The sequence below is a fragment of the Pontibacter indicus genome (assembly GCF_900156345.1).
Lineage (GTDB): Bacteria > Bacteroidota > Bacteroidia > Cytophagales > Hymenobacteraceae > Pontibacter > Pontibacter indicus.
In genome coordinates, this window is record NZ_FTPP01000001.1 from 1120864 (window position 1) to 1137683 (window position 16820).

Sequence of the window (16820 nt, forward strand, 5' to 3'; positions counted from 1 at the left end):
TACTCCTCCGCTCCCTTTTTCGGCAGCTCATTTTTAAGTTTGCCTCATAAGCTGTTTCTTTGAACAAAAATAGCTTAGCTGCTGCATGAGAAAAATCAACAAGATACTGGTAGCCAACCGTGGTGAAATCGCCCTGCGTGTGATGCGCTCTGCCAAAGAAATGGGTATCAGCACGGTAGCCATTTACAGCGAGGCCGACCGCAACGCCCTGCATGTGCGCTACGCCGACGAAGCCGTTTGCGTAGGAGGTCCCAAGTCAAACGAATCTTACCTGCGCGGTGAAGTGATCATCGATGTCTGCAAACGACTGCAGGTAGATGCCATACATCCGGGCTACGGCTTTCTTTCCGAGAATGCTGCTTTTGCCCGTCAGGTGCAGGAGGCTGGCCTTATCTTCATCGGTCCTTCCCCGGAGGCCATTGAGCTAATGGGAAGCAAGCTGGCTGCCAAAGCTGCTGTTTCTAGGTATAAGATTCCGATGGTGCCCGGCACAGAGGAGGCCATCACAGATGTGGAAGAAGCGAAAGAGATCGCCTCTAACGTAGGATTTCCGATCCTGATCAAGGCAAGTGCCGGCGGCGGCGGCAAAGGAATGCGCGTGGTAGAGAGCGTGGAGGTGTTTGAAGAGCAGATGAAGCTAGCTGTCAGCGAGGCAACCTCTGCCTTTGGCGACGGCTCAGTTTTCATCGAAAAATACATCGGTTCTCCCCGTCACATCGAGATTCAGGTATTAGGTGATACGCATGGCAACATTCTGCATCTGTTTGAGCGAGAATGCTCCATCCAGCGCCGTCACCAGAAAGTGATTGAGGAGGCACCTTCCGCCGTTCTCACCCCTGAGCTCCGGGATGAAATGGGACGCTGCGCTGTGGACGTGGCCAGGGCCTGCGACTATGTAGGAGCTGGTACGGTGGAGTTCCTGGTAGATGAGAACCTGAACTTCTACTTCCTGGAAATGAACACCCGCCTGCAGGTGGAGCACCCGGTTACCGAGCAGATCACGGGCCTTGACCTGGTGAAAGAGCAGATTCAGATTGCCGAAGGCAAGCCGCTCAGCTTCCGCCAGGAGGACCTGCAGATAAACGGCCACGCGCTGGAACTACGGGTATACGCCGAAGACCCGGCCAACAACTTCCTGCCAGACATCGGCCGACTGGAAACCTACGTGCGTCCGCAGGGATTGGGCGTACGCGTGGACGACGGCTTTGAGCAAGGTATGGACATTCCGATTTACTATGACCCAATGATCGCCAAGCTGGTGACTTTTGGTAAAGACCGTCAGGAAGCCATCGGGAAAATGCTGCGTGCCATCGACGAGTACAAGATCACAGGTATAGAGACCACGCTTCCCTTTGGCAAGTTTGTGCTGCAGCACGAGGCCTTCGTTTCCGGTAACTTTGATACCAAATTCATTGAGCGCTACTTCACTCCGAGCGTGCTGGAGGAAAAGCCAACGGAGGACACGGAAGTAATTTCGGCTGTGCTCGCGGCCATGCTACTGGGAAATAACAAGCCCAAAGTAAATACGACGAGTACGGGTGCGCAGAACGCAACTGTTTCTAACTGGCGTAAAAACAGAGTGTAAGGTATAGCTTATACCTAAAACAGCAGGGGCCGGTCACTTGACCGGCCCCTGCTGTTTTATAAGAACTTCGCCTGTTATATCAGACGATATCGAACAGGTTGCGAACTCCGATTTGTTTGGCAGAGGTGAAGCCCTCGCCGAAGGTCACCCCAATGGCATGGCCATATTCACGGGCTCTGGCTTCGATAAAGTCCAGGAACTCAGGCGATGAAATATAAGTGTTGGGGGAATTGTCATCCGGATTGTAAAACTGTGTCCGGAAAGCCCGAATGGTTTCGACTTTTTTCTCCCAATAGGGTGTCACATCCATTACGAAGTCCGGCTTGATGTAACGGTCCTGAATGAAATTGTAGGTAGCCTTTGGGCGCCAGGCCTGCTGCTCCTCTCCCTTCTCATCCAGCGTCTTGATCATTTTGAGTCCGGCCAAAAAACAAGCCTCGGTCACTACTGCCGCACCGCGTCCGTGATCCGGGTGACGGTCATGCAGCGCATTCATCAACACGATGTCAGGCTGGTACTGCCGCACTTTTCGCACGATCTGGAGCTGATGCTCCCGGTCATTGGCAAAAAAACCATCTGCAAAGCCCAGGTTGTCGCGCACGGCAAGTCCCATTAGCCTGGCGGCATCCTCTGCTTCTGCCAGTCGCTCTTCCGGAGTGCCCCGCGTACCAAGCTCCCCTCGGGTCAGGTCTACCACCCCGGCGCTTTTACCGGCAGCGATGTGAGCTATCAACGTTCCGGCACAGCCAAGTTCTACATCATCCGGGTGGGAGGCAAAGGCAAGTATGTCTAACTTCATCTTCAACTGCTTTCTTATTTGATTCGGAGCGAACGTCCAACTTTCAGAGTTGTACGCGTGCTGATGCCATTCAGTCTGGTAATCTGGCTGACAGAAACACCGTAGCGCTTGGCTATACCTGACAAGGTATCACCACTGCGTACCTTATGATAACTTGCTTTGCGCGAACCACCACTGCTGCTTTTCGCCTTGTTGTAATAGTTGAACAGGGCTGAAGTGATGACAAAACTCTGCCCCTTTAGCAGATAGTCCGGGAAATCGTACATCAACTCCGGGTCCAGAGGGTTACCCTGGTAGCGAACCTCGTAGTGTAGGTGCGGTCCGGAGCTGCGCCCCGTGCTGCCACCCAGACCAATCACTTCCCCAGCCTTTACAAACTGCCCTGTTTCGGCAATGGTTCTACTCATGTGCCCGTAGAGCGTCTCCAGGCCGTTGTAGTGGCGCAGCACAATGTAGTTGCCGTATCCTCCGCCGTCCCATTTGTTGATGCGCACCACACCGTCAAAGGCGGCATAGATGGAATCACCTGTGTTCAGGTCGATGTCCGTACCATAGTGCCAGCGATAACCTCTATGACCGAAGCGGCTGGTAACCGGCGTCTTTTCCAAGGGCATGTTGTAGGCACGGTTAGCCTTTGGATCATACAGCGTGATATCCACGGTGTCTTTCAGCTGACGGCCGTCCATGCGGTATGGGTTGATGTTGCGTGTATCCCAGATGGCGTAGTAGCCTGCGATTTTGATCCAGGTAGAGTCTATGAGCACTTCCTCCGACACCTCTACAATATGCTGCTCTCCCAAGTCGAGCTCCGAGGTGTCTTCACTAACGATGGAAAGCTGTTTCTTCGGGTTAAAGAAGATAGACTTGCCCGCGTCCGAGTCATCCTCCGGAAACTCCTCGTACTTGATCAGAATGGTGGTGTCAGGCCGTACATAATCTATCTTAGGCGACTTTACCTTGAAAAGATCTTTGACCTTACCCTGCGCAAAGGCACTTGACCCGGAAACTAGACCGAGCAAAAAAAGTGCAATCGTAAGGGGTGCTTTATACTTTAGCATCGTCTTAAATATTAGGCGGAGCAGATTTACTAAGCTCAATGTCGCAAAATTAACTACTGCTGCGCCATTTTATTGTGGTCACCTCCCGCCTGGCTGAAACAAATTTCGCCTGACAGGTATAGCACACTCGTAATTTTAGTGCAAATCCTGTGCGGACAGATAACGCTCCGCATCCAGTGCGGCCATGCAGCCTGAACCAGCTGCCGTAACAGCCTGGCGGTACGTAAAGTCCTGCACGTCACCACAGGCGAACACCCCGTCAATGTTGGTTTTGCTCGTACCCGGAATGGTTCTAATATATCCGTTCTCGTCCAGGTTCAGGTAGTCGGCAAAAATACCGGAGTTTGGTTGATGGCCGATCGCCACGAAAAAGCCCTTTACAGGAATCTCGCGCAGCTCGTCCGTCAGCACATTGCGCACACGCACACCTTCCACGGCAAATTCACCTAAGATATCGTCCGTCACTGAGTTCCAGAGGATCTCGATGTTCTTGGTCTTCTTGACACGCTCCTGCATAATAGTGGAGGCGCGCATCTCGTCACGACGAACGATCATGTATACCTTGTTGCAGATGTTGGCCAGGTAAGTGGCCTCCTCAGCTGCCGTGTCACCGGCGCCTACGATCGCTACATCCTGTCCGCGGTAAAAGAAACCGTCGCAAACGGCGCAGGCGCTTACCCCGCTCCCATTCAGGCGGACTTCAGACTCCATGCCCAACCATTTGGCAGACGCGCCGGTGGAGATGATAACGGTATGCGCTTCAATTACCTTCTGGTCATCTATCGTTACTTTGTGCGGCTGCGAAGAAAAATCCACGGCTGTGGCGATGCCATACCTTACGTCTGTGCCAAAGCGTTCCGCCTGGCGCTTAAAGTCCTCCATCATCTGCGGACCGTTGATGCCATCCGGATAACCCGGGTAATTTTCTACGTCGTTTGTGATGGTAAGCTGACCGCCAGGCTGCAACCCCTGGTACAGCACAGGGTTAAGGCCGGCACGTGAAGCATAGATGGCTGCTGTATAACCAGCGGGACCTGACCCGATGATCAGGCATTTTACTTTCTCTATTTCCATGTCTATGTGAGGCTTATTCGAAATTGGTTGCAAGTATACAAAAAATATGATGCTCTGCCTGCATACTTCCTGTGTTAATTAGCACAAACCCGACGGAGAGCAACTATCCCTTGCCGGAAATGCAAAGAGCCCTGACCTTTCGGACAGGGCTCTTTTTAATGTTATATTGGCTTAACCGAGGTAAGGCTTCAATGCTTTGCTTCTGGAAGTGTGGCGCAGTCTGCGGATGGCTTTCTCCTTGATCTGGCGCACACGCTCACGGGTCAGGTTGAACTTCTCCCCGATCTCCTCGAGCGTTAATGAATGCTCACCGTTCAAACCAAAGTATAGCGTGATCACGTCAGCCTCGCGCTTGGTGAGGGTAGACAAGGCGCGCTGTACTTCTTTACGGAGCGAGTCGTTCATCAACCCTGTGTCCGGCGACTCTTCGTCTTCATTCTCCAGCACGTCCAACAAGCGGTTTTCCTCTCCCTGCACGAACGGTGCATCTACTGACACGTGACGACCTGAGATCTTAAGCGTGTCAACTACCTCGGCAGTCGTCAGTTCAAGTACCTCTGCGATCTCTTCCGGAGAAGGCTCACGCTCGAACTTCTGCTCCAGTTCAGAAAATGACTTGGAAATCTTGTTAAGAGAACCAACACGGTTCAGCGGCAGACGCACAATACGAGACTGCTCGGCCAATGCCTGCAGAATAGACTGACGGATCCACCAAACTGCATAAGAGATAAACTTAAAGCCTCTTGTTTCGTCGAAACGCTTGGCAGCCTTGATCAGACCCAAGTTTCCCTCGTTAATAAGGTCGCCTAGCGAAAGGCCCTGGTTCTGGTACTGTTTGGCCACCGACACTACGAAACGCAGGTTGGCTTTGGTCAACTTCTCAAGTGCAAACTGATCTCCCTCTTTGATTCTCTGAGCAAGCGACACCTCCTCATCCGGTGTAAGCAAATCGACTTTACCAATCTCCTGAAGATACTTGTCCAGCGACTGGCTTTCGCGGTTGGTGATCTGTTTGCTTATCTTGAGTTGTCTCATCAGAGTATATTGTTATTACAAAAAATGTGAAAATCTTAATTCCGGGCCCGGACTGGTAACATCAGAAAATCGCGCAAAGTTCTTACATTTTGAGATTAAAATCAAGAACACTTTCCGCGACGGCAAAACATAATACTCCTGACGCCACTCCGCCTTATACGGAACGGGCATCAGGAGTATATGAAAGTAGGATTATTGTTGCGCTTCAGCGCCTGGTTTCGGAAGAATCGCCTTGCGAGACAGCTTAAACTTACCTGTTTTCTTGTCTACGTCGATCAGTTTCACCTTCACCTCTTCGCCAATCTCGAGCACGCCATCCATCGTTTCGAGGCGCTCGTGCTTGATCTCGGAAATGTGCAACAGACCGTCTTTGCCTGCCATGAACTCCACAAAGGCGCCGTAAGGCTGGATGGATTTCACTTTACCGATGTAAACTTCTCCTATCTCAGGCTGTGCCACGATCGCTTTGATCTTGCTCACGGCGTTGTTCATAGAATCCTGGTTGCTGGCAAAGATGTTCACGTGGCCTTTTTCGTTCTTCTCTTCGATGATGATCGTAGCACCCGTGTCCTTCTGGATCTGCTGGATCACCTTACCACCTGGTCCGATCACGGCACCGATGAACTCCTTGTCAATCACGATGTTGAATGAGCGTGGGGTATGCGGCTTGTAGTCAGCATTAGGGGCAGCAATGGTCTTGTTCATCTCACCTAGGATGTGCAGACGGCCTGCTCTTGCCTGTGCAAGTGCCTGGCTCAGCACATCGTGCGACAAGCCCTGTACCTTGATGTCCATCTGGCAGGCTGTGATACCTTTGCTGGTACCCGCTACCTTGAAGTCCATGTCACCCAAGTGGTCTTCATCGCCCAGGATGTCAGACAATACGGCAAACTTACCAGTCTGCTTGTCTGTGATCAGACCCATGGCTATACCTGAAACGGCATCCTTAACAGGAACACCCGCATCCATCAGCGCCAGCGAGCCGGCACACACGGTAGCCATAGAAGACGAACCGTTAGACTCCAGAATATCAGAAACCACACGGATAGTGTATGGGTTCTCTCCGTCTGCAGGAAGCACCTTCTTAAGGGCACGCAGCGCCAGGTTACCGTGACCGATCTCACGACGCCCAGGGCCTCTGTTTGGCTTCACCTCGCCTGTAGAGAAGGCAGGGAAGTTGTAGTGCAACAGGAATTTATTTGAACCTGATACCATCGCGCTGTCGATCATCTGCTCGTCCAGCTTGGTTCCCAGGGTTACAGTAGTTAGAGACTGCGTTTCGCCACGTGTAAACACGGCAGAACCGTGTGTAGCTGGCAGGTAGTTTACTTCAGACCAGATCGGACGAATCTCGTCCAGCTGACGGCCATCCAGACGCACACGGTCATTCAGGATCATGTTGCGTACGGCTTCTTTCTCCACGTCGTGGTAGTAGGTCTTGATGAGCGTCATGTCATAGCCATGTTCCTCACCCAGCGACTCCACAAATTCGTTCAGCACAGCGGCGAAGCCTTCTTTGCGCTCGGCTTTGTTGGCACGGCCACGCTTGGCAACTTCGTACGCTTTGTCGTAAGTGGCAGCGTATACCTTCTGGCGCAGCTCATCATCGTGTGTTTCGTGCGAGTACTCACGCTTCTGCAGCTTGCCTACCATTTCGGCCAGTTCCATCTGGGCCTGGCACTGTACTTTGATGGCTTCGTGTGCGAAAGCGATTGCCTCCAGCATCTCTTCTTCCGACACCTCGTTCATCTCGCCTTCCACCATGGCCACGCTGTCAATCGAAGCACCAACGATCATGTCGATGTCGGCACGCTGCAGGTCAGAAGTCAGTGGGTTGATTACGAGCTGACCGTCGATACGGGCAACGCGCACTTCAGAGATAGGTCCGTTGAAAGGAATGTCAGATACTGCCAGTGCGGCAGAAGCGGCCAGTGCGGCAAGCGCGTCCGGCATAATCTCCGTGTCAGCAGAGATCATATGTATAGTCATTTGAGTTTCCGCATGGTAGTCTTCCGGGAACATCGGGCGCAGAATGCGGTCAACCAAACGGGAAATCAGGATTTCGTAGTCAGAAAGGCGTGCCTCTCTTTTGAGGAAGCCCCCGGGGATTTTGCCAGAAGAAGCAAACTTCTCCTGATAGTCAACTGAAAGAGGCAGAAAATCAACTCCCTCGCGGGCTTCTTTGTTAGAAACAACAGCTGCCAGTAGCATGGTGTTACCCATCTTCACGACAACAGAGCCGTCTGCCTGCTTGGCTAATTTACCAGTTTCGATAATGATCTCCCGGCCATCCGGAAGAATGATTGTTTTTGTGATTGCGGTTTGTGACATCTTCAATTCTTATTTTTTAGCATCAAATAGAACAGGGCTACCATTTGCAGCCACTGCTGGGGTACTGGCAAAGAGGAAGGGGAATAAGGAAGGGTACAGAAAAAATTAGGGAATCCCTGTTAGAAATTCCCTAATTTTCTATAAGCTTATTTACGGATACCAAGCTCGGCGATGATCGCTCTGTATCTTTCAATGTCATTTTTCTGCAGGTAGTTCAGAAGTCTTCTTCTTTTACCTACCAGCTTAAGAAGGCCAAGACGAGTAGCGAAGTCTTTGTTATGAATCTTCAGGTGCTCTGTCAGATCAGCAATGCGCGTAGTGAACAGCGCGATCTGGCCTTCTGCAGAACCCGTGTCAGTCTTAGACTTGCTCAGGCTGTGCTTTTCAAAAATTTCTTGTTTCGCTTCAGTAGTTAATTTCATTGCGTATAAAAAATATCAATCTGTTATAATCAGTGGATTTTTCCCGTATAAGCCGCAAAGTTAAATAAAATATCTACATTAAAAAACTTTTTGCGGCGAGTTATTCAGGTATAGCGCTATATTTTGTTGCGCTTCAAACGGGTCATCAGCTTGCGCCAGAAATCAACTTCCAGCAGGCTGGAGTCGTTTTGGGCCTGGTACAGGAAGAACAAACCAATCGGCAGCAGGATGGCATTCGCGCCCCACATCCCCGCCTCCACCGAGATCAAGCCCTCCCGGGCCCATTTCTCGCCCAGAATCCCCAGCACATACATCACGATAAAGAACATGATGGATATGATCACGGGAACGCCCAAGCCCCCTTTCTTGATGATGGCTCCCAGCGGCGCCCCGATCAGGAACATGATCACGATGGCAAAAGACTGCGTGTACTTTCGCCAGATCTCTATTTCGTAGTTGTTGGCATCGCGGCTCAGCGTTGCCACGCGCTCTTTGTAGCTGCCGGTAAAGCTCTTCACATTGCGGGCTTTGTTGGCTGCTGCCGTCATCACATCGGCCGTGGTAGGCGGCAGCGTCTTCTGCTCGTGCACCGAATCAGGCAAAACTTTGGTAAGCGGTAGACCATTCTTCACCTGCCCCGTGTCTGCTTTAAAGTACATGTAGAATGGGTCCACGTTCGGAGCGTACATCCGGCGCTCCCGCGTTCCGGACTGGCGCAGGGAGTCTGTTACCGCTGTCAGCTGCCCGATGTTCTTCATCATCTTATTATCCGAGAAGAGCTCTTCGCGGGTGCGACCCAGCTCAAAGGAAGCCAGACTGAAAATGATCTTGGTGGCGTCAAACTTCTCGCGCACAAACTGCTCCGACGAGTTCCGGAATCCGCCATTGTTCTGATCCACGTAGGTATTGCCTCGGAAAAGCTCCAGAATCAGGTAATTGTCGTTGTACTCGGTGTACATCTGACCTGAGTCAGCAAGAATTACGGTGGTGTTGTTACCGCCCTTAGAGTGGTCGTAGATCATGATGTCGCGCAGGGAGCGGCCATCGTTGAGCTTCTCGTTGATTTTGATGCTGTAGCCAGGCAGCCCGTTGTAGAAGGCCCCCTCCTTGAAGTTCATGGCAGGCTTTTTCTGCCGGATGTCCCAGAGCAGGCTATAGGCCTTGAGGTTCGCCTTCGGAACCACGTAGTTGTTGAAGAAAAAGGCCCCAATGGCAAGCGCAACCACAAAAAAGGCAACAGGGCGCAGAATGCGCGGCAAGGCTATACCTGAGGTTTTAATGGCCGTGAGCTCGTGGTGCTCCCCCAGCGTACCAAAGGTCATCAGGGCGGAGAGTAGTACGGCAAGCGGCAGGGCGACAGGCGCCATGTTGATGCTGAAGTAAAACAGCAGCTCGGCGAACACGTCGTACCCAAGGTCCTTTCCTACCAGCTCATCGAGGTACTTGAGCATATACTGCGTAAGCAGAATAAACTCCACGATGGCAAACGTGAGGAGGAAAGGGCCGGCAAATGATTTAAGTATTAGCTTATCTAGTTTCTTCATGTGAGCCTGTTGGCAGTCGGGGGTCCGAAAACCCGGATATTTTCTTTAACACCGGACTTTCAAAAATCGTGCAAAGATAAGCCTTTGGTGCTAAGATGCGCTACCCTCCTACTATTTCACGCAATTTCTGCAGCAAGTGCTCCCACAGCTCCTCCAACTCCTCTTCATCGCTTTCCTCTGAGTAGTCAACCACTTTCAGATACTGCTCCTGGGTCAGTTCGCTTGTCTCGATCGAGAAGTCGATATAGGATGGGTCAGAAACATGCGATTTGTCCTCGTTGAGAAAATTAAAGCGGGCGGAGCGGTTGGTACGGTGGCTCGTCATCTCAGCATAGTGGTTACTGCCGTCCCAGTAGAAATTGAACACCTTGTCCTCATCAATGGAAACGTCGTCACAAAACCACTGCGAAAGACCGCTCGGGGTGCTTAGGTATGGGTATAGCAAACGGGCAGATGCATTTACAGGGTACTCCCGCACAAATTTCGTCTTGGTTGCCTTCATTGTTTGTTCTTGTAAGTGACTGACTAAGTATAGTGTTAATTTCTGATTGGCTAAATATACAGAAAATAAAATATTTTTTTGTGCATCAATAGTTGCTTTTTTTAAAACTTACCCCTTATATTTGCACCACAATTCGGCGGGGTAGCTCAGATGGTTAGAGCGTAGGATTCATAACCCTAAGGTCGGCAGTTCGATTCTGCTCCCCGCTACAGAGCCCTGGAAGTAATTCCAGGGCTTTTTTTATGCCTTATACTTTTCTTCTCCACCACAGCTGCTGGACCTGGCGTTGTACTTGTTTCCTCTCTACTTATCAGCGATCCAGAGGACACGACTTAAGAAAAGTCACCATCCAGCATGCTTTCTACCCTTCGAGAGACTAAAATATACTTTACTGCCTCTTGCCAAGGTATAGCTCTTCTTCACCTGCACCTAGGTATTGTAAAACCAGTTTAGATTTTCTGTTAAAGGAACAAGTTAAAATAGAGACCTCTTCTCCCGAAGGCTAGTGTAACACCATGATCTCACAAAGTCTTAAAAGAAGGGCATAAATGTAAGCTGAAACGCCCGTTCTCTATACCTGTGTGGTGTATGCCTGGGCAACGAATGCAGTTCCTTTCGCAAATAGGTATAGGTATTAGTCGAGCGATGAGCACTTCGTTAAAGCTAATCCTGACAGCATGACAAGAATAAATTGAGCATATTTCAATTAGACAGATTTCTGCAAACCAGGCTGGAATGAAATAAAGTAAAACTTAAACTTTAAGTATTCAATACCATTGATTAACAAGGGTATAATATAAAGTATCATCTGATAACTTCGTGCTGTACCTGTTGAACCTTTTTGTAATGATGAACGAAATAAAGGTATAGACCCTACATCTTCAGCCTGCTAGGCACTCGATCTGCCAACTCTTAATTTTCTTTCTGCCTATAGACCACTTTCTTCCATTCTACACAAGGGATAATGATTGAATATCAGGAAACATAAGATTTATCTGAGGGCGTTTGAGAACTAAACTTTGCAGTGTATTACACCCTATCGTCAGAATACGCAAGTCTCCATCAAATACAACTTAACTCTATTCGTCTTAAGACTTACAGGTAGAAATGCAAAAGGGCCTGACTTGCGCCAGGCCCTTTTGTGTAATATAGCTAAAGTAAATTACTTTACTTTGTCAACGATGCTCTTGAAAGCTTCCGGATGGTTCATCGCCAGGTCAGCAAGTACTTTGCGGTTCAGGTCGATGTTCGCCTTTTTCAGAGCGCCCATTAGCTGAGAGTAAGACATGCCATGCTCACGTGCACCGGCGTTGATACGCTGGATCCAAAGGGCGCGGAAATCTCTCTTTTTCGCTTTTCTGTCACGGTAAGCATAAAGCAAACCTTTTTCAATTGCGTTTTTCGCAACTGTCCAGACATTCTTGCGACGGCCAAAGTAACCTTTGGCCATTTTCATCATTTTTTTTCTTCTGTGTCGCGCTGCGACAACGTTTACCGATCTAGGCATTTTGTAAAAGTTTTGGCGGCTGGTGATCCTTTTCGATCTTCATTAAACCAGGCACCGGGTTCGTACTAAATAATTAACCGTTCTAACTCCTGAGGAATTAGATTTGAAGCATCAGCTTCACTCTGTCCATATCAGCTGTGCTAACAAGGCCAGTGTGTGTCAAATTACGCTTCTGCTTAGTCGTCTTCTTGGTCAGGATGTGGCTCTTGTAAGCGTGCTTACGCTTAATTTTGCCAGTACCTGTCAAAGAAAAACGCTTCTTTGCACCAGATTTTGTTTTAACTTTTGGCATGTGTATATAATTAATGAAACAAATTACTTTTTAGCAGGAGGTGCCACCTTAGGTGCCAGAATCAGAAACATTCGCTTCCCTTCCAGCTTCGGCAGCTGCTCCACCTTCGCTACTTCCTCCAGTGCCTGGGCAAATTTCAGCAGCAGGATCTCTCCTCTTTCCTTGAACACGATCGTACGACCGACAAAGTGCACATAAGACTTGATCTTATAGCCACTCTCCAGGAAAGACTTTGCATGCTTCAACTTAAACTCAAAGTCGTGGTCATCTGTGTTAGGGCCGAAACGGATCTCCTTGATGACTACCTTCTGAGCTTTGGCCTTCATCTCACGGGTTTTCTTCTTCTGCTCGTACTTGAATTTCGAGTAGTCGATGATGCGGCAAACCGGTGGATTAGCAGTTGGCGAAATCTCAACCAGGTCAAGATTCTGCTCGTTCGCTATTTTCTGAGCATCTCTTGTTGAGTATACCCCCTGCTCTACATTGTCACCAACTAACCGGACTTCTCTGGCAGTTATTTTATCATTGACTTTGTATGGCTCCTCCACTTTTCCGCGTGGGATGTAGCGCTTGTTTGGCGTAGCTATAGTTTTACCTCCTTAAATTTAGTTTCTACAATCAGGGTGCGAATATCGCACATTTTATATCAAGAAAAAAATATCTCCTCTTAATTGTTCAGCATCTCGGCGATTTTTGACTGAAAGCTGGCAATGAATTCATCCACCGTCATCGTGCCCAGGTCACCCTCGCCGTGCCGGCGCACCGATACCGCGCCGTTCTCCTGCTCCTTCTCCCCTACAATCAGCATGTAAGGCACTTTGCGCACTTCCGCGTCTCGTATCTTACGGCCGATCTTCTCGTCACGGTTATCGACAAAGCCCCGGATATCGTGCTGCTGCAGACGGTCGTAAATCTGCTGGGCAAAGTCTTGGAATTTCTCCGAAATCGGGAGTATCGCAAATTGCTCCGGGCTGAGCCACAGCGGGAAGTTACCACCGCAATGCTCGATCAATACGGCCACGAAGCGCTCCAGTGAACCAAATGGTGCACGGTGGATCATCACAGGGCGATGTTTGGCATTATCGGCGCCGATGTATTCAAGCTGGAACCTTTCTGGTAAGTTATAATCCACCTGAATAGTTCCCAACTGCCACTTGCGGCCCAGCGCATCGCGCACCATAAAGTCCAGCTTTGGACCGTAAAACGCAGCCTCACCCAGTTCGGTTACAGTAGTCAGCCCTTTCTCGGCAGCAGCTTCAATGATGGCGCTTTCGGCTTTCTCCCATACCTCATCAGTACCAATGTACTTGGCCTTGTTCTCCGGGTCACGCAGTGAAATCTGGGCGGTATAGTCTTCAAATCCAAGTGCTTTAAACACGTACAGCACCAGGTCGATCACCTTGATAAACTCTTCCTTCACCTGATCCGGACGGCAGAAGATGTGCGCATCGTCCTGCGTAAAGCCACGCACGCGTGTCAGACCGTGCAGCTCGCCGCTCTGCTCATAACGGTACACGGTACCGAACTCTGCAAAACGCACCGGTAGCTCTTTGTAAGAGCGCGGACGTGTCTTGTAGATCTCGCAGTGATGCGGGCAGTTCATCGGCTTGAGCAAGAACTCCTCGTTCTCGTTCGGCGTCTTGATCGGCTGGAAGGAGTCGGCTCCGTATTTCTCGTAGTGACCGGAAGTCACATACAGTTCCTTGCTACCAATGTGTGGCGTCACCACCGGCTGATAGCCGGCCTTCACCTGTGCCTTGCGCATGAATTGCTCCAGACGTTCGCGCAGCAGCGTACCTTTCGGCAACCAAAGCGGTAAGCCCATGCCCACCTTTTCAGAGAAGGCGAACAACTCCAATTCCTTGCCTAGCTTGCGGTGGTCGCGTTTTTTGGCCTCCTCCAGACGCTCCAGGTATTCCGTCAGTTCCTTTTGTTTCGGGAAGGTGATGCCGTAGATGCGGGTCAGCTGCTTGCTTTTTTCGTCACCTCTCCAGTAGGCACCGGCTACGTTCATTAGCTTGGCAGCTTTGATGAAGCCCGTATTCGGAATGTGTGGTCCACGGCAAAGGTCTACGAAGTTGCCCTGGGTATAAAAGGTGATGGTACCATCTTCCAGGTCCTGGAGCAGGTCCAGCTTATATTGGTCGCCTTTCTCAGTGAAGTACTTAATGGCATCGGCCTTTGATACTTCCTGGCGCACATACTCATTCTTGGCGCGAGCCAGTTCCAGCATTTTCTGCTCTACTTTGGCAAAGTCGTCCTGTGAGAAGGTTTTGCCTTCACCCAGGTCCACGTCGTAGTAAAAGCCGTTCTCCACGGGCGGTCCGATGCCGAACTTTATACCGGGGTATAGCGCTTCCAGGGCCTCTGCCAGCAAGTGGGCGGATGAATGCCAGAATGTGTTTTTGCCCAGATCGTCGTTCCAGGTAAGCAGCTGCACACTGGCATCTTCTTCAATGGGGCGGGACAGGTCCCAAACGGAACCGTTCACCTTAACGGCCAGCACATTGCGGGCAAGTCCCTCGCTAATGCTGGTGGCGATCTCGAGGCCTGTTACACCTTTGGAATACTGGCGTACAGAGCCGTCTGGCAAAGTGATGTTGATCATGTTCTTTTCTTAGGTATCGTGTTAAAAGCCCCGCTGCCTGACAGCCATGCTGTCCAGCTGGGGTCTGGGTCTTTCTAATTTGTACCGAAGCCGGGCAATACTCTGCCTGGCATAGGTGTGTTTTGGCTCAATGGCCAGCATCCGCTCGTAAGTACGCAGTGCGGCTACGTTTTCCCCTGTTCGCTCCAAGCTACTCGCCCGCACCGACAGGTATTTCAGCTGACTGCTATACCTGGGAGCCTGCTCCAAGTGCTGAAGCACCAATTCATTTTCTCCTAACCCGTGCCGCAACTGCGCCAGCTGAAAATGTGCAGCCTGCATCGTATCTGACAAAGCGAGCGCGTTTTCAAAGCTAGCCAGGGCGCTGTCCTTCCGAGCTACTTGCAGCTGAAGCATCCCTTTGTAGAGCCACAGCTGCGGATCTTTCGGCGACACGCGCAGTCCTTGCTCCGTATGCTTTCTGGCCTGCGCCGGTTCCTGTTGCGCCAGGTATAGCCTAGCCAATGCGCGATGCGTTTCTGCAAAGTCAGGCTTGTACGTCAGCGCCTGTTGGTAATGCTTCATGGCAACGGCTGTATCGCCCGTCACTTCTGATACCCTCCCTTTGTAGTAAACCACCTGCGGATCGTCTGGAGAAAGCTCCAACGCCTGACGCGCAAAATGGGCTGCCTTTGCATACTCTTTCCTGTCCAGGTATAGCTCCGTCAAAAGCACGTACAGCGACGAACTCTCGTACGAGTTCCGCTCGGCCTGTAGTGCAAGCGGCAGTGCCTCCTCCCGTCGGCCCATCAGGTATAGCACCTGTGCCTTCACGAAAAAGTTGGCGGGCTCCTTCGACAGTTTGATAGCCTCATCCACATCGCTCAGCGCTTTGTCCAGCTCACCCTGCCGGAGCAGCACCATGGCTCTTCGGGCGTACAGGCTGCCGTCGCGCTTCGAGCGCTCGATGGCTTCGCTGAGACTTACCAGTTGCTTGGCGGGATCCTCCACAGCTACGGCTTCCAGGTTTACCATCTGCTCCCGTATACCTTCTTCTTTGCCGCAACCGGAAAGCAACCATACCACCACTACCCAACTTAAGGTCCAACGAGACATCATGTGCTGTCTTTTCTTACAATCCAGATTGGCGCTAAATTATAGATAATTTGCTTAAATATCGACAAATCGCCTGCCATATAGTTTTAAAGAAAAGCAAAGGGCCTGCTCCCAGATAGAAGCAGGCCCTTTGCTTGGCAATGATATCCTGTTACCTCTGATAGGCTTGCAGCATCATCTTACAGCGCCTGCTTAACTCCAGTTCCTCTTTCGTTTGCAGATCGAGGTTCTGGGCCATGGCACGCTGCAACGTATACACACAAGCTTCCTTGTTTTTCATTTCCTGATAGATGTTGGCCAGATCAAAGTAATAGCGCAGGTTGTTCGGATTGTGCAAAATGGCCATTTCCATCGCGTAGATCGCATCTTTGTTAGTAGCAGATTTTTGCGCAAGTCCACCCAGCATCACTTTATAAGCCGTAATTTCAGCAAAATTGAGGTTGGCCATTTTAAAGTACCAGCGACCCAGCATATGCCAGGCATCCGCATGGTTAGGATCGGCCGCCAGGGTACCATCCAGGTAGGACTTGATTTCGCTGATCAGGGACAGCCGTTGCTTTGGTCCCGACACCATAGCCAGCGAGGCCAGCGAGAGCGCCATGGCATAATTTGACTGAGCATTGACGGAGTCCAGCATGTAAGCTCGTTGGGCGTACGCTTTGGCAGTGCTGAAATGATCAATCTTGCGGGTATCATCCGTGAAGCGATTTCCCATCAGACTGTGCAGCACGCTGGCCTGACAAAGCGCCTCGAAATTGGATTCGTCAGCAGCAATAATCTGCTCATACACAGCAAGTGCCTCGGTCTCCTTGTACTGCTCTTTCAGCTCGTACGCCTTCTTTAAAAGCACATCATGCCCGGAATCTCCCAGCGCGTCCAGCGGACATACCAGGGAACCGAGCATGATGAACAGAATGGGTATAGCTTTGAAAAGTATTCGCATAATCTATAATAAGCAACCTAATATA

At 50.5% G+C, this 16820-nt stretch carries 15 protein-coding genes and 1 tRNA gene; 2 read left to right on the forward strand and 14 right to left on the reverse strand.

Going from position 1 to position 16820, the window contains the following annotated elements; all coding sequences use genetic code 11:
- Positions 1-85: 85 nt before the first annotated feature.
- Positions 86-1585: an acetyl-CoA carboxylase biotin carboxylase subunit gene (gene accC / locus B0B12_RS04830; RefSeq protein WP_076666329.1), complete on the forward strand. Its 1500-nt coding sequence runs from the start codon at positions 86-88 to the stop codon at positions 1583-1585.
- Between the two features lie 79 nt (positions 1586-1664).
- Here the strand turns inward: accC and bshB1 are convergent, their stop codons facing one another.
- The 8 genes from bshB1 to B0B12_RS04870 form a co-directional block, all read right to left on the reverse strand.
- Positions 1665-2384, reverse strand: coding sequence for a bacillithiol biosynthesis deacetylase BshB1 (gene bshB1 / locus B0B12_RS04835; protein ID WP_076666330.1), 720 nt, complete (start codon positions 2382-2384; stop codon positions 1665-1667).
- 14 nt (positions 2385-2398) lie between these two features.
- Complete coding sequence (locus tag B0B12_RS04840) at positions 2399-3442, reverse strand: M23 family metallopeptidase (RefSeq protein WP_076666331.1); 1044 nt, start codon at positions 3440-3442, stop codon at positions 2399-2401.
- 135 nt (positions 3443-3577) lie between these two features.
- Positions 3578-4516: a thioredoxin-disulfide reductase gene (gene trxB / locus B0B12_RS04845; protein WP_076666332.1), complete on the reverse strand. Its 939-nt coding sequence runs from the start codon at positions 4514-4516 to the stop codon at positions 3578-3580.
- Positions 4517-4687: 171 nt separating this feature from the next.
- Positions 4688-5551, reverse strand: a complete 864-nt coding sequence (locus B0B12_RS04850) for a sigma-70 family RNA polymerase sigma factor (RefSeq protein WP_007656436.1) — start codon at positions 5549-5551, stop codon at positions 4688-4690.
- A 192-nt stretch (positions 5552-5743) separates the two neighbouring features.
- A complete protein-coding gene (gene pnp / locus B0B12_RS04855; protein ID WP_076666333.1) occupies positions 5744-7882 on the reverse strand; it encodes a polyribonucleotide nucleotidyltransferase in 2139 nt (712 codons plus the stop codon).
- A gap of 146 nt (positions 7883-8028) precedes the next feature.
- Entirely contained in the window at positions 8029-8304 is a 276-nt protein-coding gene (gene rpsO / locus B0B12_RS04860; RefSeq protein WP_076666334.1) for a 30S ribosomal protein S15, read from the reverse strand.
- Between the two features lie 116 nt (positions 8305-8420).
- Positions 8421-9848, reverse strand: a complete 1428-nt coding sequence (locus tag B0B12_RS04865; RefSeq protein ID WP_076666335.1) for an LptF/LptG family permease — start codon at positions 9846-9848, stop codon at positions 8421-8423.
- Between the two features lie 100 nt (positions 9849-9948).
- The gene (locus tag B0B12_RS04870; RefSeq protein WP_076666336.1) at positions 9949-10350 is read right to left on the reverse strand and encodes an START-like domain-containing protein; all 402 of its coding nucleotides are present in this window, start codon (positions 10348-10350) and stop codon (positions 9949-9951) included.
- A gap of 135 nt (positions 10351-10485) precedes the next feature.
- Between B0B12_RS04870 and B0B12_RS04875 the strand changes: the two genes are divergently transcribed.
- Positions 10486-10559: transfer RNA gene (locus tag B0B12_RS04875), tRNA-Met, on the forward strand.
- Between the two features lie 953 nt (positions 10560-11512).
- Here the strand turns inward: B0B12_RS04875 and rplT are convergent.
- The 6 genes from rplT to B0B12_RS04905 form a co-directional block, all read right to left on the reverse strand.
- Positions 11513-11857, reverse strand: a complete 345-nt coding sequence (rplT, locus tag B0B12_RS04880) for a 50S ribosomal protein L20 (protein WP_007656428.1) — start codon at positions 11855-11857, stop codon at positions 11513-11515.
- A 97-nt stretch (positions 11858-11954) separates the two neighbouring features.
- Entirely contained in the window at positions 11955-12149 is a 195-nt protein-coding gene (rpmI, locus tag B0B12_RS04885; protein WP_076666337.1) for a 50S ribosomal protein L35, read from the reverse strand.
- Between the two features lie 23 nt (positions 12150-12172).
- Positions 12173-12697: a translation initiation factor IF-3 gene (gene infC, locus B0B12_RS04890; RefSeq protein ID WP_076666338.1), complete on the reverse strand. Its 525-nt coding sequence runs from the start codon at positions 12695-12697 to the stop codon at positions 12173-12175.
- Between the two features lie 119 nt (positions 12698-12816).
- Positions 12817-14757 (reverse strand): threonine--tRNA ligase, encoded by a 1941-nt coding sequence (gene thrS, locus B0B12_RS04895; RefSeq protein ID WP_076666339.1) that lies wholly within the window; start codon positions 14755-14757, stop codon positions 12817-12819.
- A 21-nt stretch (positions 14758-14778) separates the two neighbouring features.
- A complete protein-coding gene (locus B0B12_RS04900; protein WP_083704081.1) occupies positions 14779-15855 on the reverse strand; it encodes a tetratricopeptide repeat protein in 1077 nt (358 codons plus the stop codon).
- 148 nt (positions 15856-16003) lie between these two features.
- Positions 16004-16795, reverse strand: a complete 792-nt coding sequence (locus B0B12_RS04905) for a tetratricopeptide repeat protein (protein ID WP_076666341.1) — start codon at positions 16793-16795, stop codon at positions 16004-16006.
- Positions 16796-16820: the final 25 nt, after the last annotated feature.